This is a genomic window from Serratia myotis (genome assembly GCF_027474885.1).
Lineage (GTDB): Bacteria > Pseudomonadota > Gammaproteobacteria > Enterobacterales > Enterobacteriaceae > Serratia > Serratia proteamaculans.
The window spans coordinates 1,329,485-1,348,791 of the sequence record NZ_CP099707.1 but is presented as its reverse complement, the minus strand read 5'-3'; the positions used below and the strand labels follow the sequence as shown (position 1 = coordinate 1,348,791).

22 protein-coding genes are annotated in these 19,307 nt (G+C 56.7%); all 22 read right to left on the bottom strand.

What is annotated here, in order from left to right; genetic code table 11:
* Nucleotides 1-41: 41 nt before the first annotated feature.
* Nucleotides 42-1,292, bottom strand: coding sequence for a cell envelope integrity protein TolA (tolA, locus tag NHG65_RS06295; RefSeq protein WP_413477205.1), 1,251 nt, complete (start codon nucleotides 1,290-1,292; stop codon nucleotides 42-44).
* 81 nt (nucleotides 1,293-1,373) lie between these two features.
* A complete protein-coding gene (gene tolR, locus NHG65_RS06290; protein ID WP_085115629.1) occupies nucleotides 1,374-1,802 on the bottom strand; it encodes a colicin uptake protein TolR in 429 nt (142 codons plus the stop codon).
* Nucleotides 1,803-1,814: 12 nt separating this feature from the next.
* Nucleotides 1,815-2,498 carry a Tol-Pal system protein TolQ gene (gene tolQ, locus NHG65_RS06285; RefSeq protein WP_006324117.1) on the bottom strand — a complete coding sequence of 228 codons (684 nt, stop codon included), beginning with the start codon at nucleotides 2,496-2,498 and terminating at the stop codon, nucleotides 1,815-1,817.
* A complete protein-coding gene (gene ybgC, locus NHG65_RS06280; protein ID WP_085115628.1) occupies nucleotides 2,495-2,899 on the bottom strand; it encodes a tol-pal system-associated acyl-CoA thioesterase in 405 nt (134 codons plus the stop codon). Before ybgC ends, tolQ begins: the two co-directional genes overlap by 4 nt.
* A gap of 130 nt (nucleotides 2,900-3,029) precedes the next feature.
* On the bottom strand, nucleotides 3,030-3,326 hold the full coding sequence (gene ybgE / locus NHG65_RS06275; RefSeq protein ID WP_012005709.1) for a cyd operon protein YbgE: 297 nt from the start codon (nucleotides 3,324-3,326) through the stop codon (nucleotides 3,030-3,032).
* Entirely contained in the window at nucleotides 3,326-3,439 is a 114-nt protein-coding gene (gene cydX / locus NHG65_RS06270) for a cytochrome bd-I oxidase subunit CydX (protein WP_012005708.1), read from the bottom strand. Before cydX ends, ybgE begins: the two co-directional genes overlap by 1 nt.
* A 17-nt stretch (nucleotides 3,440-3,456) precedes the next feature.
* Complete coding sequence (gene cydB, locus NHG65_RS06265; protein ID WP_085115627.1) at nucleotides 3,457-4,596, bottom strand: cytochrome d ubiquinol oxidase subunit II; 1,140 nt, start codon at nucleotides 4,594-4,596, stop codon at nucleotides 3,457-3,459.
* Between the two features lie 14 nt (nucleotides 4,597-4,610).
* Nucleotides 4,611-6,179 carry a cytochrome ubiquinol oxidase subunit I gene (gene cydA / locus NHG65_RS06260; protein ID WP_099065143.1) on the bottom strand — a complete coding sequence of 523 codons (1,569 nt, stop codon included), beginning with the start codon at nucleotides 6,177-6,179 and terminating at the stop codon, nucleotides 4,611-4,613.
* A 666-nt stretch (nucleotides 6,180-6,845) separates the two neighbouring features.
* Nucleotides 6,846-7,991 (bottom strand): FKBP-type peptidyl-prolyl cis-trans isomerase N-terminal domain-containing protein, encoded by a 1,146-nt coding sequence (locus NHG65_RS06255; RefSeq protein WP_499183052.1) that lies wholly within the window; start codon nucleotides 7,989-7,991, stop codon nucleotides 6,846-6,848.
* A complete protein-coding gene (locus NHG65_RS06250; protein ID WP_261427285.1) occupies nucleotides 7,988-8,425 on the bottom strand; it encodes a YuaE family lipoprotein in 438 nt (145 codons plus the stop codon). Before NHG65_RS06250 ends, NHG65_RS06255 begins: the two co-directional genes overlap by 4 nt.
* Nucleotides 8,425-8,958, bottom strand: a complete 534-nt coding sequence (locus NHG65_RS06245; RefSeq protein ID WP_499183051.1) for a helix-turn-helix transcriptional regulator — start codon at nucleotides 8,956-8,958, stop codon at nucleotides 8,425-8,427. The genes NHG65_RS06250 and NHG65_RS06245 overlap by 1 nt, the downstream gene beginning before the upstream one ends.
* A 19-nt stretch (nucleotides 8,959-8,977) precedes the next feature.
* Complete coding sequence (locus NHG65_RS06240; protein ID WP_499183050.1) at nucleotides 8,978-9,808, bottom strand: MrpH family fimbial adhesin; 831 nt, start codon at nucleotides 9,806-9,808, stop codon at nucleotides 8,978-8,980.
* A 39-nt stretch (nucleotides 9,809-9,847) separates the two neighbouring features.
* Nucleotides 9,848-10,375, bottom strand: coding sequence for a fimbrial protein (locus NHG65_RS06235; RefSeq protein WP_499183049.1), 528 nt, complete (start codon nucleotides 10,373-10,375; stop codon nucleotides 9,848-9,850).
* A 10-nt stretch (nucleotides 10,376-10,385) separates the two neighbouring features.
* Nucleotides 10,386-10,874, bottom strand: coding sequence for a fimbrial protein (locus tag NHG65_RS06230; RefSeq protein WP_499183048.1), 489 nt, complete (start codon nucleotides 10,872-10,874; stop codon nucleotides 10,386-10,388).
* A gap of 11 nt (nucleotides 10,875-10,885) precedes the next feature.
* Entirely contained in the window at nucleotides 10,886-11,362 is a 477-nt protein-coding gene (locus NHG65_RS06225) for a fimbrial protein (RefSeq protein WP_499183047.1), read from the bottom strand.
* An 8-nt stretch (nucleotides 11,363-11,370) separates the two neighbouring features.
* A complete protein-coding gene (locus NHG65_RS06220) occupies nucleotides 11,371-11,967 on the bottom strand; it encodes a fimbrial protein (protein WP_275881030.1) in 597 nt (198 codons plus the stop codon).
* Between the two features lie 26 nt (nucleotides 11,968-11,993).
* Entirely contained in the window at nucleotides 11,994-12,752 is a 759-nt protein-coding gene (locus NHG65_RS06215; RefSeq protein WP_219015611.1) for a fimbria/pilus periplasmic chaperone, read from the bottom strand.
* Between the two features lie 13 nt (nucleotides 12,753-12,765).
* Entirely contained in the window at nucleotides 12,766-15,306 is a 2,541-nt protein-coding gene (locus tag NHG65_RS06210; protein WP_499183046.1) for an outer membrane usher protein, read from the bottom strand.
* Nucleotides 15,307-15,401: 95 nt separating this feature from the next.
* Nucleotides 15,402-15,941, bottom strand: a complete 540-nt coding sequence (locus NHG65_RS06205) for a fimbrial protein (RefSeq protein ID WP_237520837.1) — start codon at nucleotides 15,939-15,941, stop codon at nucleotides 15,402-15,404.
* Between the two features lie 89 nt (nucleotides 15,942-16,030).
* A complete protein-coding gene (locus NHG65_RS06200; RefSeq protein ID WP_272931550.1) occupies nucleotides 16,031-16,549 on the bottom strand; it encodes a fimbrial protein in 519 nt (172 codons plus the stop codon).
* 710 nt (nucleotides 16,550-17,259) lie between these two features.
* Nucleotides 17,260-18,132 (bottom strand): succinate--CoA ligase subunit alpha, encoded by an 873-nt coding sequence (sucD, locus tag NHG65_RS06195; RefSeq protein ID WP_012005705.1) that lies wholly within the window; start codon nucleotides 18,130-18,132, stop codon nucleotides 17,260-17,262.
* Nucleotides 18,132-19,298, bottom strand: coding sequence for an ADP-forming succinate--CoA ligase subunit beta (gene sucC, locus NHG65_RS06190; protein WP_012005704.1), 1,167 nt, complete (start codon nucleotides 19,296-19,298; stop codon nucleotides 18,132-18,134). The genes sucD and sucC overlap by 1 nt, the downstream gene beginning before the upstream one ends.
* Nucleotides 19,299-19,307: the final 9 nt, after the last annotated feature.

Genomic DNA, 19,307 nt, shown 5'->3' with positions numbered 1-19,307 from the left:
TTAGTACATCCCTGCGATATGACTTAGCTAATCAACCGTTATTACGGTTTGAATACAAGGGTCGAATTCTTAAAGTGCTGATAAACAGCGTCACTTGGCGGTTTAGGAATCTTCGCCTGATTCGCTGCGGCTACTGCCGCCTGGCACAGAGCAGGATCGCCACCCACCGCTTTCACGTCAATCAAAAAGCCATCGGGCCCCAGCTTGATGCGTAAGTCGCAGGTCTTACCGGCGAATGAACTGGCGTCATAAAACTTATTCTGAATCGCTGTGCGAATCTGTGCCTGATAACCGTTCATATCAGCACCGCCGTCACCTACGGTCTTGGCATTGCCCTGACCGGCCGGTTTACCGTCACCCTTCTGCTTACCGCCACCTTTCGGCGCGTTTTTACCGTCCGCCAGGCCGCCAAACAGATCGTCAACTTCTGAAGACTGATCCGCAGCTGCAGCGGCCGCTTTCTTCTTGGCATCAGCGGCTTTCTTGGCAGCCGCCTTTTCAGCAGCAGCGGCTTTTTTCTCAGCCTCTGCGGTCGCTTTCTTCTCGGCATCAGCCGCCGCTTTTTTCTCAGCTTTCTCGGCTTCAGCTGTCGCTTTCTTCTCTGCGTCGGCAGCAGCTTTTTTCTCTGCCGCTTCAGCAGCCGCGGCTTTCTTCGCTTCTTCCGCCTGTTTCTTGGCGGTAGCGGCTGCAGCAGCTTCTTTCTTGGCTTCGGACTCGGCTTTCTTCTGCGCGTCGGCCTGTGCTTTGGCTACCTTATCCGCTTCGGCCTTCGCCTTGGCGGCGGCAGCTTCCGCTACTTTCTGTTGTTCTTTGGCTTTCGCCGCGGCGTTCTCGGCCACTTTTTGCTGTTCAGCCGCCTGCTTTTGTTGCTCTGCCGCCTGTTTCTGTTGCTCTGCGGCCTGCTTCTGCTGTTCAGCCTGTTCTTTCGCGTCCTGGGCCGCTTTTTCCTGCGCGGTCAAACGCTCTTTCTCCAGCTCTTTCAGGCGCTGTTGTTCCGCCGCCTGCTTCTGCTGAAGTTCTTCGGCCTGCTGTTCCGCTTTTTTCTGGCGCTGCTTTTCAGCACGCTGCGCGTCGTTACTCTGCTGTTGCTGGCGGTTGTACTGCTCCACCACTGCTCCAGGATCGACCATCACTGCACCGACGACCGAACCGTCGCCGCCACCGCCGGCACTCATTTCGACGTTTTCTTGCAGCGATCCCCAAATCAGCAGGGCAATCAATACAAAGTGCAGAACGACCGAAACAATAACGGCGCGGTTCAGCTTATCGTTTTGCTCAGTTGCCTTTACCAAAATAGATTCCCAAAAACTGGTGTTGCTTATACGGGGTTCCTGCACCGCAGTACAGGAACCGGGTTGCCACTGACCTCAGGGTCAGATTGGCTGGGTCATCAGCCCCACGGAAGCGACGCCCGCCTGATGGAGAATATTCAATGCCTTGATAATCTCATCGTACGGAACTTCCTTCGCCCCACCGATCAAAAAGACCGTTTTCGGGTTAGCCGCTAAACGCGCCTTGGCTTCAGCTGCAACCTGCTCCGGCGGCAACAGTTCCATGCGGTCGTGATCCACCACCATGGTGTATTGGCCCACGCCAGAAACCTCAAGGATCACCGGCGGGTTATCACTGCTGGACACCGCTTTGGAATCGGTGGCGTCCGGCAGATCAACCTCTACGCTCTGGGTGATGATCGGCGCGGTTGCCATAAAGATCAGCAACAGCACCAGCAACACGTCGAGCAACGGAACTATGTTAATTTCGGACTTCAGCTCGCGCCGATTACGTCCACGAACTCTCGCCATGCTACCTCCTACTTATTTGCTGTCGCTGGAGAAGGCCTGACGATGCAGAATAGCGGTGAACTCTTCCATAAAGTTGTCGTAATTCTGCTCAAGCTTGTTGACGCGCTGGTTGAGGCGGTTATAGGCCATAACGGCCGGGATAGCGGCGAACAGACCGATGGCGGTTGCGATCAGTGCTTCGGCGATACCCGGTGCTACCATTTGCAGCGTGGCCTGTTTCACCGCACCCAGTGCGATAAAGGCGTGCATAATCCCCCACACGGTGCCGAACAGACCGATATACGGACTGATCGAACCCACGGTGCCGAGGAAAGGAATGTGGTTTTCCAGCGTTTCCAGCTCGCGGTTCATCGAGATACGCATAGCACGCGACGCGCCTTCGATCACCGATTCAGGCGCATGGTTGTTAGCGCGGTGCAAACGAGCGAACTCTTTGAAACCAGAGTGGAAAATTTGTTCGGAGCCGGTCAGGCTATCGCGGCGCGCCTGGCTTTCCTGATACAAACGGGAAAGCTCAATACCAGACCAGAATTTGTCTTCAAAGGCCTCGGCGTCACGCGTGGCCGCATTAAGGATGCGGGTACGCTGAATGATGATCGCCCAGGAAGCCACTGAGAAGCATATCAAAATCAACATGATAAGCTTAACCAGCAGGCTGGCCTTCAAGAATAAATCTAGGATGTTCATCTCATTCACTGCTTAAACTCCGCGACAATAGACTTAGGAAGCGCTATCGGCTTCATTTGGTGTGGATCAATGCATGCAATCAACACATCGGCCTGACTCAAAAGAGTTCCGTCAGAATTGACAATACGTTGAGCAAACGTAAGAGAAGCCCCGCGCATGGAGGTGATTTCACTCTGTACTTCCAGCAGATCGTCAAGGCGAGCTGGAACCAGGTAATCCACCGTCATACGCCGGACAGCGAAAGCGACATTTTCACTGAGCAGCTGCTGTTGATGAAAGTTATGTTGACGCAGCATCTCGGTGCGCGCTCTTTCAAAAAAAGCCACATAGCGGGCGTGATAGACCACCCCACCGGCATCGGTATCTTCGTAGTAAACGCGAACCGGCCATCGAAACAACGTATTACTCACTCTACTTCCAAGCCAATGGATTTAACGGTGCTACTATACGCAAGACAGATCGGGTTGGGAATGGGTTACAACAGGGGAACGAAAATAATTATGGGCCGCGATGGCCCATAACTTGGGGATATAACGGAGATTATAAAGAAACGTAAAGTAATCCTGCGGCCAGGATCACAATTGCCGGAAGTGGCGCAAAAAAAGCTCGCCACAGGGTGCGTTGCGGTCGGAACCCGACGCCATGAACCACCCCGGCACACACTGCCCAAATAAGCAGCAGACCTTCCCATATCTCCAGCGAGCTGGTCTTCGCCGCAAAGCGGGTCGGATCCCAGAAAATACAGCCCGCCAAAATCAACGCCAGCACCAGTGAAAGGGCCCGGACCGGGCCCTTGTCAGTGATAGCGTACAGCTTGTCAGTCAGTGACAAACTCATCACTTATCGTCTTGCTGTGCTTTTGAATCTTCGTGGTGCTCAAGCGCCAGCGCCGTGATGATGCCGAAGGCACAGGCAAGAAGCGTTCCGAGAATCCAGGCAAAATACCACATGGTTTAGCTCCCTATCCTTAATACAGCGAATGCTTGTTGTTCTCGATGAAGTTCTTATCGAGACGGCCGAACATTTTGTAGTACGACCAACTGGTGTACGCCAGAACGATAGGCACAAAGATCGCCGCGACAACGGTCATCACTTGCAGCGTCAACAGGCTGGAGGTGGCATCCCACATGGTCAGGCTGATGTTAGGCACGGTGCTTGACGGCATCACGAACGGGAACATGGTCACCCCGGCGGTCAGGATCACACAGGCAATGGTCAGCGACGAGGTCACGAATGCCAGCGCGTCTTTCGACATGCGCGAGAACAGCACCGTGAACAGCGGCAGCACCACGCCCAGTGCAGGCAGTGCCCACAGCAGCGGATACTTGTTGAAGTTGATCAACCAGGCACCGGCCTGATGAGCCACTTCTTTACGCATCGGGTTAGATTCCGCCATGGTGTTCAGCGTCGAGGTAATCACATAACCGTCGATGCCTTTCACCAGCCAGATACCGCCCAACAGGAAGAACACCGCCATCACCAGCGTGGAGATCTGCGCCGCAGCACGAGCACGCAGGTGGATCTCACCGCTGGTACGCATCTGCAGGTAAGTCGCCCCCTGGGTTACCAGCATGGTCAGACTGACCACGCCCGCCAACAGGCCAAACGGATTCAGCAGTTGGAAGAAGTTGCCGGTGTAGAACAGGCGCATGTATTCATCCATATGGAACGGTACGCCCTGCAACAGGTTGCCGAACGCCACACCGAATACCACCGCAGGTACGAAGCTGCCGATGAAAATGCCCCAGTCCCACATGTTGCGCCAGCGGCTGCTCTCCAGCTTCGAGCGGTAGTCAAAACCGACCGGGCGGAAGAACAAGGCTGACAGCACCAGGATCATGGCAACATAAAAACCGGAGAACGCCGCCGCATAGACCATCGGCCAGGCGGCGAACAGCGCACCACCGGCGGTGATCAACCACACCTGGTTACCGTCCCAGTGCGGCGCGATGGAGTTGATCATCACCCGGCGCTCGGTATCGGTTTTACCGATAATGCGCACCAGGATGCCGACCCCCATGTCGAAACCGTCGGTGACGGCGAAGCCGATCAGCAGTACGCCAATCAGGACCCACCAGATAAATCGCAGTACTTCATAATCAAACATACGTGGACTCCTGTTTAGCGCGCTTCCTGCACGGCGGCAGTCGGTTGTTCAAAGTGGTAGCGGCCAGTTTTCAGGCTGCTTGGACCCAGACGTGCAAATTTGAACATCAGGTACATTTCAGCCACCAGGAACAGGGTGTACAAGCCGCAAATCAGCCCCATCGAGAACAGAATGTCGCCCGCAGTCAGTGAAGAGTTGGCAACCGCAGTCGGCAGCACCTCACCAATCGCCCAGGGTTGACGGCCGTATTCAGCCACAAACCAACCGGCTTCGATCGCGATCCATGGCAACGGCAGGCCATACAGCGCCGCGCGGTGCAGCCATTTTCTCTGGCCGACACGGTTGCGGATCACGCTCCAGAACGACAGACCGATGATCAACAGCATCAGCACGCCACAGGCCACCATGATACGGAAGGCGAAGTACAGCGGTGCTACGCGTGGGATCGAGTCTTTGGTGGCCTGCTGGATCTGCGTTTCCGTCGCGTCGGTGACGTTCTGGGTATAACGCTTCAGCAGTAAGCCGTAGCCCAGGTCCTGCTTGGCTTTATTGAACTCGGTGCGTACCGTCGGGTCGGTATTGCCGCTACGCAGTTCTTCCAGCAGCCCATAGGCTTTCATCCCGTTGCGGATACGCACTTCATGCTGCGCCATCAGATCTTTCAGGCCGGTGACCTGGGTATCTGTTGAGCGGGTGGCAATCAGGCCGAGCGCATAAGGGATTTGGATTGAGTAGGAGTTTTCCATTTTATCCTGGTTCGGAATGCCGAACAGGGTAAAGGAAGCCGGTGCCGGTTGAGTGTCCCACTCGGCTTCGATCGCAGCCAGTTTGGTTTTCTGCACGTCGCCCATTTCGTAGCCGGATTCATCACCCAGAACGATAACGGACAGCACGGCAGCCATACCGAAGCTGGCGGCAATGGCGAAGGAGCGTTTGGCGAAAGCCAGATCACGGCCTTTCAACAGGTAGTAAGAGCTGATACCCAGAACGAACATCGCGCCACAGGTGTAGCCGGCTGCCACGGTGTGAACAAACTTCACCTGCGCAACAGGGTTGAGCACCAGTTCGGAGAAGCTGAGCATCTCCATACGCATGGTTTCGAAGTTAAAGTCCGAGGCGATTGGGTTCTGCATCCAACCGTTGGCGACCAGGATCCACAGCGCGGAGAAGTTTGAGCCCAGTGCCACCAGCCAGGTAACGGCCATGTGCTGCACCTTGCCCAGACGATCCCAGCCGAAGAAGAACAGGCCGACCAGCGTCGATTCAAGGAAGAACGCCATCAGACCTTCGATGGCCAGTGGGGCCCCGAAAATATCACCGACATAGTGGGAGAAATAAGACCAGTTAGTCCCGAACTGGAACTCCATGGTCAACCCGGTGGCCACACCCAGAGCAAAGTTAATTGCAAATAACTTGCCCCAGAATTTGGTCATATCTTTATAGATTTGTTTGCCTGACAGTACATATACCGTTTCCATAATTGCCAGCAAGAACGCCATACCCAGCGTTAATGGGACAAATAAGAAGTGGTACATCGCCGTTAAAGCAAACTGTAAGCGCGACAGTTCGACAATATCAAACATCTTGACTCCTTGCTCCTCGCAGGAAGACTCCGACATGCGGTATCGATATGACCTCGGGTGAAGCTACCGGTAACGCCCCGCAGTGAATGCCCTTAAACACAACAAAAATTTGATCCAGCTTCTCCGCTTTCAACCATGCATTCGACGCGGGCCATACTGGCCAGTGCACTAAACACACCACTGAAAACCGACAACGGGTAACAAATGCAACAAGATCAACTATCCATATTCAGCATGGATGATACTCGACCAATCCCACACAATAAATAGGTTTTTACGTGATGTGGGTTAGACTTTGGGTTACAGGTCAAATTTTCCCCCAAAGAGGTATTCAGGCGTAATTTGATCTGAAACAATTTAAGCCTATCTGGATTTTATTTCCAGATTCAGCTCACAATTTCTCATAATTATCTTGTGGTTATGTTACGCAATGGTTTCGTAGTCTCTTTAGGTGATTTTTGTGTTAAATAGATGTGATATTTAATGGTTGTTTGTATTTAAATCGAAGTTGGTGTGTGACTAATGTTAGCTTTTATTAACCTGATTACAGGACAAGCTTAGCTTATTTTTTTACGCTAATAATTGTTGGCGATAAAAAAGAAAATTTATTGGTGAAGGCGGCGATCTTATACGTCTGCCACGCAGGGCCGATCCGCCGCCTGGGTGTTAACTGGCAGCCCTGACGTCGGCCACCCGCAGGGTGTAAATCATCGTGGCACCCGGCGGCACCTTCGGCGCATAGCCCTTGTCGCCATAGGCCATCTCCGGCGGTACCACCAGCATGATGGTGCCGTGGTTTTTCAGCAGGTCGATGGCTTCGCGGAACAGCGGTGGATAGGCCGCCAGAGGCTGCGATAACTGCGCACCGCTAGCCTCCATGTCCTGGATCACCGTGCCGTCGGTCAGCGTTTCTTTCACCACCACCGTGACTATCGCGTCCGGCGCGATTGGGCCGCTACCGGCGGCTTCAATACGGTACCAAAAGCCGGATTCCGCCTGAACCGCGCCTTTTTGCTGCCGGAACGCCGCCATAAACTGCTGCCCACGCTGGGCCTGCGTCTTGACGGTGCGCTGCCGCGCCTGATTAACCTGCTGCTCCGAGGCCTGCAACGCCTGTTCCAGCGCCGTTTGCGACAACTGATAATCGCCGCTGAAGGCGTCCACCACCCCCGCCAGCACCTGGGTTTTGTCGGTGTTGGCGCCCCAGTTCTGGCGCTCCGCCTGCAGCAGCAAGATATCTTTCCCCAACGCTACGCCAGCCGCATAGGATTGACTGGCCTGCGGGCTGTTCAGTTCCAGCGGCTGAGCCAGAGGCCCGACGCGTGCCAGCAGGGCGTCGTATTGCTGTTGCAACCCTTGTTGCTGCTGTTGAAATTGCAGTTCCGTCGGCGTGCCATGCCAGGCCCGGCTCAACCCTTGCGTCAGTTGCAGCAACGGGGTCAGATCCGGTGTTGCCTGGGCGGCCCGTTGCTGCTCGGCCTGCAGCGTCGCAACCTGCTGACGTAATTGGCTGAGCTGTGTCTGCTGTTGCTGCGACTGGGCCTCTTTTTCCTGCAGGCGCTGCTGTTGCTGTTTAAGGCTGAGCGTCTGCGCCTGGCGAGCCTGCTCTTCATCCGCCTTTTTCTTTTTTTCGCTGGCGCGTTGCTGCGGGCTGACCGGCGGCGGCGCAGCCTGATAACGTTCGGCAAACTGCAACAATGCCGGAATGCCACCGCTCTGAGTGGCGGTGGTTTCTTGCCCCTGAGCGGACGGCAGGCTGCCGTACAGCAAAGCCAGCAGCACCGCTGCGCTCAGCGGGTGCCGCCGCTTCATTTACCCTGCTCCCCGGTGTCCATTAACCCGCTCAGTACATCCTGAGAAATCTCTGCGCACAGGCGACCGACCTTATAGCGATAGAGCGAATCCAGCGTATCCTGCGTCTCGGTATTCACCGAGGTACGAATGCCACCGTACTGCGCCGCGCCAGCCATCAAGCGATCAAACTCCGCCTTGCGTTGTTGATAGCGCGCCGGGCTGGCGACCTGCAGCGCCGCCAATTCCCGCTGGCACTGGGCCAAACGTTCGGCCTCACTGGCGCTTTGCGTTGCCGCCGGTGTCTGGGTGGTGCTTTTCACCGTCGTTGGCGTGATTGGTTTATGGCCGTTTTTGCCCTGCGGCACCACGCAGCCGCTTAACAGCGCCCCGAGCGCCAGAATTTTCCCCGCCCGTAACCCTTGTTTGATCGCGCTGTTCCACATCCCATTCATTACTTGATTCCTCCATTTAGCAACCAGTGCAACAACTGCGTGTTGCGCGTTATATTTAATTTTTTCATCGCGTTGCGCTTGTGGGCGCTCACGGTTTTGGCATGCAGATGCAACTGGCGGGCAATCGCCACCGAACTCAAGCCCCGGCCGATCAAACGCAAAACCCGGTGTTCCTGCGGGCTGAGCCGACGCAGGCCCGCCACCGGGCAGCGCCAGGCCAGGGTTCGCCGTTGCAACAGCGCATCCACCCGCGCCAGCAATGACGCCACCGTTTCATGCGGGTCCAGCCACAGTAAGGTGCGGCAATCAGGTGGGCTGATAGGCTCAGCGTCATGCAGCGCTGGGCGCTGCCCCACGGGCGCAGCAATGCCGGGTGCCAGCAGCACCAGATGGGTGATATAGGGTTTTTTCGTGGCCTCGGCCGCCGTTTGCAGGCTGATGCCCTGTGCCGCCAGATGTTCGCTTAGCGCCAGCCGCACCCCGGCGGCATAAAAAGCGTCGGGGCAATTTAGGGTCAGGATCAATCGTTCCATGATTGTCGTCCGGGTTGGGTTAGTAATAACCGATGATCAGCACGCCACTGCCTTCAAACGGCCCAGCGGCAGGGGTACCTTTGGCTTTTAGGGTGGAAGTAATGATGGTGGTGACGGTGCCGTTTTTTACCGCCACATCGCTGCCGGTGGCCAGGTCTTTGCCACCGATACTGATGGCGGCGGTTAAGTCACCTTTACGCCCCAGATCGATCACGCTGTCATTCATTTTTACTGTAGCGGTAGCCGCCTGATTGCAGGTAATAGAGAGAGTGGTACTGGCAGTGGTACCGTTAAGCTTACTGCCATCCAAGGTGCCATAATCAATGGTGACTTTACCACTGGTGGTACAACTTAGGTTCACTGGTGGCGGATAAGCACAACTAGATCCGGAAATAAACCGAAGTAAACGATAATTATTGGCCGGGCGAATCATAATCCCATAACAAGCAGGCTGAACGGCCATTCCCCTAGTTGTGTCAATGCTCCAAGAACCAGAAGTACCGTAATAGGCAGCCCATGCAGCCTGAGCCTGAATTGCCGTAGCCCCCGGATTTACGCGAATTAATGCTGGAAACCCTTGAATCGAATTACAAAGCCAATTGACATCATTACATAACATCAAATCACACCACGAAGAATCATTACAGATTGACACATCGCCAGTTTGCTCTTTCCATTCCCAACGCCCCTCAATTTTATAATCCGTCCTTCCTCCAACCCCGCCTGGTCCCGGGGGGGTCCATTTGCTGTAATTTTTATCTACTGTGACATAAGGCGTCGCCAACACGTTGCTCGTATAACCAACCAACAACATAATGAATCCTATCATCCAGAATAATGGGAGTTTCATCGTTAATATCCAATCCAAGGTTTATAAAAAGCCACGCCGCTACGGATAATCCAGCGTAAAGGTGGCGGCGGTGCTAAAGCTGCCCAGCGTCAGGCTTTTATCGGTTATCGCCTGCGGCTCTGCACGCACATAGGCCTGCAGGTCAATCACCGTACTGCCGGCCTTGATCGGGTACTTTTCGCTGGCCTTGTCCAACGCCAGCGCCACGCCCGCCGGGGTTTCCAGCCCAATCGCCACCCCGCCCGCCAGGCTGGTACCGTCCAGCGCCAGCAACCCCGGCAGCTTGCTGCTCTCGGTGCCGCTAAAGGTGACGCGCGCATCTTTGGCGATCGCCGGGTCGCAACCGGTCAGCCGCAGCTGGAAAGCCTTGCCTTTGGTTCTGCCCGTGCTGTACAGGTCTTTGTTGGTCAGTTCGCCAAAATCCAACAGCACCTGATCGTCACCGGCGGCCACCACGCAGGGCTCCGCCACCAGCGTGCCATGGAGCTTCATGTCGGTCGCCGCCTGCACGCCACTGGCCAGCCCGCAGGCCAACAGCCCAGCCAGCACCCTCCTTCGCTTGCTCATCACGCCCCCCTTATTGATAGTCCGCCAGCAGCGTCGCGGTGGCGTTGAACGCCCCCTCCTTCAGCTTCACCCCCGGTTTTTTCACCGGCACCGCCTGCAATATTGGCAGCTTATTGATATCCACCCCCGTCAGCCGTTGATTGATCGGCCAGGCCTTACTTCCTTGCAGCATCCGGATACCCAGATCGGTGACGTCAGTCTGCAGCGCGGCGGTATCGAACCCGCTGACGGTACCTGTCACGGTCAGCCCCAGGCCCCAGCTCCCCGCCCCCGGCAGGCAGGTCACCTGGTAGCTGATGGTTTGCAGGTAGTTGGTGCCGTCGACCTTGTTAACCCCCACTGCGCTACCAAAATCGATGTCGATCTCTTTTCCGCCGCTGACGGCACAGGCCGGCGGCTCCACCAGCGTGCCGTGCATTTTCATATTGGCGGCCAGCGCCGCACCGGCCACCAGCCAAAACATCAGCACCACCACCAACATCACAGTCCATGTTTTCATCGGTTTTCCCGTTATTGCACATCCACCATCAAGGTGGCGGTTGCGTTAAAATCTCCGGTGGCCAGCGTAGCGCCGGCCTTTTTCACCGGCACCATCTCCAGCACTGGCAGCGTTGGGTAGGTAAAGTTGAACCAGCCGTTAATCGCCTGTTTTTTGCCCCCCTTAATCAACGCAAGCCCCAGGTCGGTTTTATCGGTGGCCAATGCCGTGCCGTCAAACCCGGCGGCGGTGCCTTTAATCTGCATTTTCAGCGCATTGCTGCTGTTGCCGCTGCAACTGACGGTATAGGCCACTTTGGTTTTGTACTGGCTGCCGTTGATCAGCGTGGTTTTCAGGGTGCTGCCAAAATCGACGTCGATCTCTTTACCACCGTTGATCACACAGCTCATGGTCTGGATCACCCCTTTGACGGTGATCGGCTCATTGGCCCAGCCCGGCTGTGCGGTCAGCAGCAGCAGCAGTGTGGCTACCGTTTTTATCCTTCTCATGGCGGCCCTCATTCATAGCTCAGGCGGAAATTCACCGTGGCGCGATAGGCACCGGCCTGCAACGGCGCGCGGGTGCGTTCTGCGGCCACATACCACACCAGCACCTCATCGCCCGGGCTGACAAACTGCGGCGTGCCCCGGCTGCCCAGGCGCACATCTCGCTGTTGGCTGTCCACCAGCCGCAGCCCGATGCCGCTGACACCCTGCACCTTAACCAGTTGCGGATTGTCCGCATCGGCCGGTGCCAGAAAGCTCATGGTCATCACCGGCTGTTGTCGGCCCCAGCTCAGGTTGCCGGTGCGCTCATCGCGGCTGGCCCCGCTGCCACGCAGGCAGTCACGCAGCCGCAACGTCACCGCCGTTGCCGCGGCACGCGCCCCCACCTGCGCCAGTTGCGCCAGCGGGGTCACCCCCAGGGTTACCGTTTGATCGGCAGAGTCCATCGCCAGCCGGCAGGCCCCCTCGCTCAGCACGCCGCTGATATTCAGCACGCCGTTAGCCCCCTCAACCTGCCAGTTATTCGGCACCTGCCAGTTGTCATCCGCCGCCCACAGCGGGGCGGATAACAGCCCCGCCAGCGCCACGACGCTTCTGCTTATTTTCATCCTGCCTCCCTGCCCGATGGCCTGTCTTAGACGCCTGAGTGGGTCGATGCCACCTGGCACGCGCTGCCGTTACAGCGGAACACCAGCTGCGGGCGGCCGCCGTAATCATTGATATAGGTCAGCACCGGGGTGGCCCCCAACGCGCCGGCGCCGGCCGTCAGCATTGCCTGCCCCTTCGGCGGCACCATCAGCGGCTCAAACCCGGCCACGCCGCTGCCTTTTACGCTACTGCCGGCGTCCACCAGCGTGATGTAATACGGCGTCGGGTTATTGACCTGATAGCGATCCCCCTGGCGGGTTAGCGTCAGTTTTTCCTGCCACGGGTTAGCCAACGCCGCCTTGTCCGCCACGATGCCCTGCGGGCGGTAAAACAGCTTGATGCGCGTTTGCAACGCAATTTGCAGCGTATTGGGTTTGTTGCTGCGCGGTGGGATCTCGCGCAGATTGAAGTAGTACAGCGTCTCGCGATCCTGCGCCAACAACTGGGCGGCAGGCAGCACCTGCACCTTGACCTGGCTCTCTTTACCCGGCTCTACCCGCTGTACCGGCGGCAGTACCGCCAGCGGGCTGCTGATTTTGTTGCCCTGCGCATCCTCGATCCACCCTTGCGCCAGATAGGGCAACTGGGTGTTTTGGTTTTTAACGTTCAGACTGACCGATTTGTCGCCAGCGTTAACGATCACCCGGGTGCGATCCAGCGAAATGGCGGCGCCGGCCTGGCTGCTGACCAAGGCCCCCAGCAGCGTGGCGACCATAAAAGCCCTGTGTTTAACGTGTTTGTTCATAGCTCACTCATGGTTAGGATGAAGAAGAAGATGAAGTGTCGGCAACGCTCAGCGCCCGACAGGGCAACAGCAGCGCCGACTCGCCCAGCGCCGGCAGTTGCTCCGGCAGCGTAATTTCACAGCGGGCCGCGCCGTCCCAATGCACGGTCATGGTGTCGCCGTGTTGAATACCGCTGAGATAGACGCTGCCGTCATCGCTGATGATGCCGGTGTCCTGCTTGCGGGCATTGAGCACGGTCGCGCCAAACGGCGGCGTCGAGCCGTCCGCCAGACGCACCACCGCCATGGCTTTTTCACCGGCCACCACCTCAAAGCGCCGATAGCCGATAGCCCCTTCGGTCAGGGTGGCCTGTGCCACCGAGCGAGACGCCTCCACGTTGTCGCCCAGTTGCTGCAAATCGATACTGGCGCGGTTGCGGTAGTAACTGTTAACGTCCGGCACCACCGCCTTGCCCCAGGCATTGGTACGGGTGGTCGGCCCCTGGCCGCGGACCGGCACATCCGATACGCCCTGGGTGTCGAGCATCAGACGAGTGCCGCCGGGCATGTTCATCCGGTGCAGCGCCGCCCCCTGCAGCGTGGCGGTCATACCCCCACGTGCCGTCATACCCAGCGAGGTATAGCGGTCGGCCTGGTAGCTGATATTGCTGCTCAGTTCGGCGTTATCGCCGGTATGGGTAAAGTAGCCGCTGGCGGTGGCGCCGCGCCGTGCCGCGCCCAGACGCATCTGGTAACTGTTGTGATCATCGAGCCGATCGTAATAACCCAGATCCTGGCTGTTGTTGTCACGGTTAACGGCGGCGTTATAACTGACGGTGCCACGCTCCCCCCATGGCAATGACAGTGACAGCGACAGGCCGTTGTCAGTGGTCTGGTTGTACTGATTGCGGTAGGCCGACAGCGACAGGCTGACGTTTTTAATCTGGCCGACGTCGAAATAGCGCGACAACGCCAGGCTGTAACGATCGTTGGCCGGGCGCTCCCAATAGCTTTGGTGGTTGTAGTTCAGGTAGACGCTCAGCCCCAACTCGCGGAATTGTTTGTTGAACACCACGGTGTACATCTCTTTGCTGCCGTATTGACGGGCGCCGTACAAACGGCTGACCAGATAATCCGCCATGGTCATGTAATCGCGTTCCGAGAAGCGGTAGGCGGCGAAGGTCACCTGGCTGTCGTATTCTTCAAAGTTTTTGGCGTAGCTCAGGCGATATGAACTGCCGCTCAGAGTGCCGCCCTGCTGTTGCGACAATACGGCCCGCGAGCCGGTAATGTCGAACGACAGTGCGCCAAAGGCCATCAGGTCACGCCCCATGCCCAGCGACAACGCGTTATACTCACGCCCACCAATACCGCCGCCGTACAGTGACCAACCGTTGCTGACCCCCCAGGAAAATTCCCCGGTGGCAAACGCCGGCCCATCACGGCGATGCTCCACCTCCGACGGTTGCCCCAGCGCCAGCTTGTAGCGCAGCGAGCCGGGGCGACTCAGGTAAGGAATGCTGGCGGTATTCAGGCTAAATTGCTGTACCGAACCGTCCTGTTCTTCCACCCGTACATCCAGGGTGCCACTGACCGCATCATTCAAATCCTGAATACGGAACGGCCCGGCAGCCACCTGGGTTTCATACAGCACACGCCCCAGTTGGCTGACCACCACCCGGGCATTGGTTTTCGCCACCCCGACTACTTCCGGCGCGTAACCGCGCAGATTCGGCGGCAACATCGCATCGTCCGACACCAGACTGACGCCGGTAAAACGCACGCTGTCGAAAATCGTCGAATTCAGGTAGTCCTCACCCAGCGTCAATTTGGCGCGCAGCGCCGGCAACGCCCGGTAGGCGTAATAACGGCTCCAGTCCAACCGCTGTTCGTGCTGACTATTCTTCGCCGTGGAAGAGCTGGCCTGCGCCTGCCAGTCGGCACGCAGCCGCCAAGCCCCCAGGTTGCCCCCGGCGGTACCGTTGCCGCTCAGGGTAGAATCGGTGCCGCGGCTCTGTTGGCGGTTGACCTGACCATTGAAGTTATAGTCCAGCAGCACCCCGGGGATGCCTTCGTCCCAACGCGAAGGGGGATCCCAACTGTCGTCGCTGTACTCCAGATAGGCTTGCGGAATGGAGAGATAGAGTGACGAGGTACCCAGTTCACCGCGGACCGTCATGCCCTTCAGGCTGCTGAAATCCAGGCAGTCATCACGCCAGCGCAGCCCACTCAGCACTGCGTCTTTCAGGCCGAGCTGCTTCACCAATGCCGGTGACAGGCAGGCCACGCTGCCTTTGGGATCGTCCGGCGGGGCGGAAAAGACCACCGACTGTTCCGGCAGTTCCTGCTGGTTGATATGCACCGTCAGGGTGTAGCGGCCCGGCATGATGAAACCACTGCGGGCAAACTGGCTGAGATCGATATTGGCGCGATCTTTCACGTCCAGCACATCGGTGTTAAACACAATGTCGTCCGCCGCCAACGCCAGAGAGACCGACGCCCCCAGCGCAAGGGCAATAGCGACCCCCAACTTCGACAGGGGAGTCATGCGATAACCTGAATCTTTACCAGCCATAACCCAAAATCCTTTTTCCATTGCCGGTCAATCTGCACCGGCGCAAACCTGAACGCCTCATGCGTTCATTCACCTATGCGGGCCAATCTGACCCGTCAGTAGTAATCCAACTTAAAACGTACTGCGGCGCGGTAGTCTCCCGGTTGCAGACGCTGGGCGTTACCCACCAGCCGCAAGGTGTAAGGCAGCACCAGGGTGCCGGGTTTGACCGCCTGTAGCGGTAGGGCGACGCCAGGCAACGCAACCCGGCCATTGCCATCGGCAATTTGCAATGCCAGGCCATGGGCAGCCCCGGAAATGCGGAATCTTGCGCCGTCTGCCGGGCCGTCAAAGGTCACCTGGAAGGTTTGCCAGTCTGGCAAACGGGGATCGGGGCGCGACAGCGTGCAGTTCACCAGACGAATAGCAAACGGGTGAGTCGGCCCCTGCCCTTCACGTATCAGTTGGCCCACCGGCAACGTAGGTAGCAGTATCGCCTGTGCCCGACTGCCGATATCAATGGCACAGGCGGTATCGATAATTGCGCCGGTCATGCTGACGCTGCCGTGCCCGGCGGAGGCGGTCGGTGCGGCCTGAGCGGCAGGCACTCCGGCATACATGGCCAGTAGCATCAGATAAAAAAGAGGACGAGCCATCTCCCAGCTCCTTAAGCCATGACAATCCGTTGTCAGGAAACATGCGGGGCAAGCCCCGCATGTGGGGTAGCCGCAAAGGCGGCGAGGGGTTATTGGTAGGCCAGGGTGAAATCAACGATAGAGCTGAATTCACCCGGGACAATCACCGCCGGGGTCGCAGTACCACCGGCGACAGGGACATCAGGATCGCCCTGCAGGTAGGCGGCGAACGCCAGCGTGTTGGCACCCTTCTGGATTTTTTGCGCCTGGGTGGCGTCACCCAGTTTGATCACGCGGCTGGAGCCATCGGTAATGGCGATGCTGGCACCTTTGGCGGTGCCGGTGATGCCGAGCAGATCGGCGTTACCGGCGGAAGCGGCACCGGTAAAAGTAGCGGTGACGTTTTTCAACGTAGTGACATCGCAATTTTCCAGTTTGATATCGAAGTTTTTCGGGGTGGATTTACCCTGGCTTTTCAGCGCGACATTGGAGATTTGGCCCAGATTGACGGTTTGGTCCGCCGTTTCCGGGGTGATAGAGCAAGGCGCATCAATAATCGAGCCTTTGAAGGAGATAGTACCCGCCTGTGCAACAGAGACCGTACCCATGGCCAATCCCAGGCCCATCATCAAAGTGACCAACTGCTTAATTTTCATCTAACTTTTCCTTTTATGGTTATGCGACGGCGTCGCATAGGTTCCAATCACACGTTGATTTATGTTCATCCATTTACGCCTGGCCGGTGGTTGTACAGCGCCGTGGTAACACGGTAAAAACGCAACATTTTGGGCCAAACTGTTGCATTAAGTGAATTATGCTGACAAAAAACGAAAGGCAGGTTTATCACCCTAAGAATTTAGGAAGAAAATACGATTTAAGAACTTATCACTGCTTAAAAATCAGTGCGGGGATTTAATGAATAAGAAGGAAGGCTGATGGATATAAGAAAACCATGAGTTGAAAAATAGGTGCCCGGCGCTTAACAAACTTTTAATTCATTGAATAAAAACAATAAAAATAATTTTTAGGAATTTTCTCTTTCTCGTATTGACACCTTTTTACAGCGTAATTTAGGATATGTTCCAGTTTGGCCCAAAGTGTTACATTTTTTCCCTTAATCCTCCCTTTATTATTCCCCCCTGAAATTGCCTTGTTTATTGATATTATTCACGGCCCTATATCGCTCCGTGTGAATAGGTTTGGCCTGTCGTCAGGAATAACCCGGTTAATTCATTCAGAATATCGATATGTATAAGAAGTGGTATTTCGCAGGCAAAAAAAAACAGGGCCAGACAAATTGCCTGGCCCTGCTTCTAAAAGGGTTACTGCCGGTAATAAATTAGCGATTCAGAACCGCTTTTACTGCCTCGCCGATGTCAGCCAGGCTGCGTACGGTTTTAACCCCTGCCGCTTCCAGCGCCGCAAACTTCTCGTCTGCAGTGCCTTTGCCGCCGGCAATGATGGCGCCAGCATGGCCCATACGTTTGCCTTTAGGCGCGGTAACACCCGCGATATAGCCAACTACTGGCTTGGTCACGTGTTCTTTGATGTAGGCCGCGGCTTCTTCTTCCGCGCTACCGCCGATCTCACCAATCATCACGATCGCTTCGGTCTGCGGATCTTCCTGGAACAGCTTCAGGATATCGATAAAGTTGGAGCCCGGGATCGGGTCGCCGCCAATGCCCACACAGGTAGACTGGCCCAGACCGGTATCGGTGGTTTGTTTCACCGCTTCGTAGGTCAGGGTACCAGAGCGGGAAACGATACCCACTTTGCCCGGCAGGTGGATGTGGCCAGGCATGATGCCGATTTTGCACTCGCCCGGGGTGATAACACCTGGGCAGTTCGGGCCAATCATGCGCACGCCAGCTTCATCCAGCTTCACTTTCACGGTCAGCATATCCAGTGTAGGGATACCTTCGGTGATGGTGATGATCAGTTTGATGCCTGCATCGATAGCTTCCAGGATGGAGTCTTTGCAGAACGGTGCCGGTACGTAGATGACGGACGCGGTTGCGCCAGTCGCTTCTACCGCTTCACGCACGGTGTTGAACACGGGCAGGCCCAGGTGCTCAGTACCGCCTTTGCCCGGCGTTACGCCACCGACCATTTTGGTGCCGTAAGCGATGGCTTGCTCGGAGTGGAAAGTCCCCTGGCTACCGGTGAAACCCTGACAAATTACTTTGGTGTTCTTATCGATTAAAATGGACATTATTTGCTCCCCACTGCCGCAACAACTTGCTGAGCCGCATCAGTCAGGCTGGTCGCAGCAATGATATTCAGACCGCTGTCCGCCAGTTTCTTGGCGCCCAGCTCGGCGTTATTCCCTTCCAGACGCACCACCACCGGGACGTTAACGCCCACTTCGGCTACTGCGCCAATGATACCGTCAGCGATCAGGTCGCAACGCACGATACCACCGAAAATGTTAACCAGAACCGCTTTCACCTTGTCGTCAGACAGGATGATTTTGAAGGCTTCGGTCACGCGCTCTTTGGTTGCACCACCGCCCACATCGAGGAAGTTGGCTGGCTCGCCGCCGTGCAGTTTAACGATGTCCATGGTACCCATCGCCAGGCCTGCGCCGTTAACCATGCAACCGATGTTGCCGTCGAGAGCAACGTAGTTCAGCTCCCACTGTGCCGCACGAGATTCACGCTCATCTTCCTGAGAAAGGTCACGCATTTCACGCAGCTCAGGCTGGCGGAACAGGGCGTTGCCGTCAGCGCCCAGTTTGCCGTCCAGACAGATCAGATCGCCCTGCTTGGTCACCACCAGCGGGTTGATCTCAACCATTGCCAGGTCACGTTCCAGGAACAAGGTCGCCAGGCCCATGAAGATTTTGGCGAACTGGCCAACCTGCTTGCCGGTCAGACCCAGTTTGAAGGCCAGCTCACGGCCCTGGTAAGGCTGTGGGCCTGCCAGTGGATCGATGGTCATTTTGTGGATCAGTTCCGGGGTTTCTTCCGCAACTTTCTCGATCTCAACACCACCCTCGGTGGATGCCATGAACACCACGCGACGGCTTGCACGGTCAACTACCGCGCCCAGATACAGTTCTTTATCAATGTCGGTCGCCGCTTCTACCAGGATCTGGTGAACCGGTTGGCCCAGCGCGTCAGTCTGGTAGGTCACCAGACGCTTGCCCAGCCAGGCTTCAGCGAAAGCACGGATGTCTTCCTTGCTGTTAACCACTTTAACGCCGCCAGCTTTACCGCGACCGCCAGCATGAACCTGACATTTTACCACCCACGGGCCGGAGCCGATTTTGGATGCGGCTTCTTCTGCTTCACGCGGTGTGGTACAGGCGTAACCGGTTGGTGCCGGCATGCCATACCGAGCAAACAGCTGTTTTGCCTGATATTCGTGTAAATTCATGATGTTCTA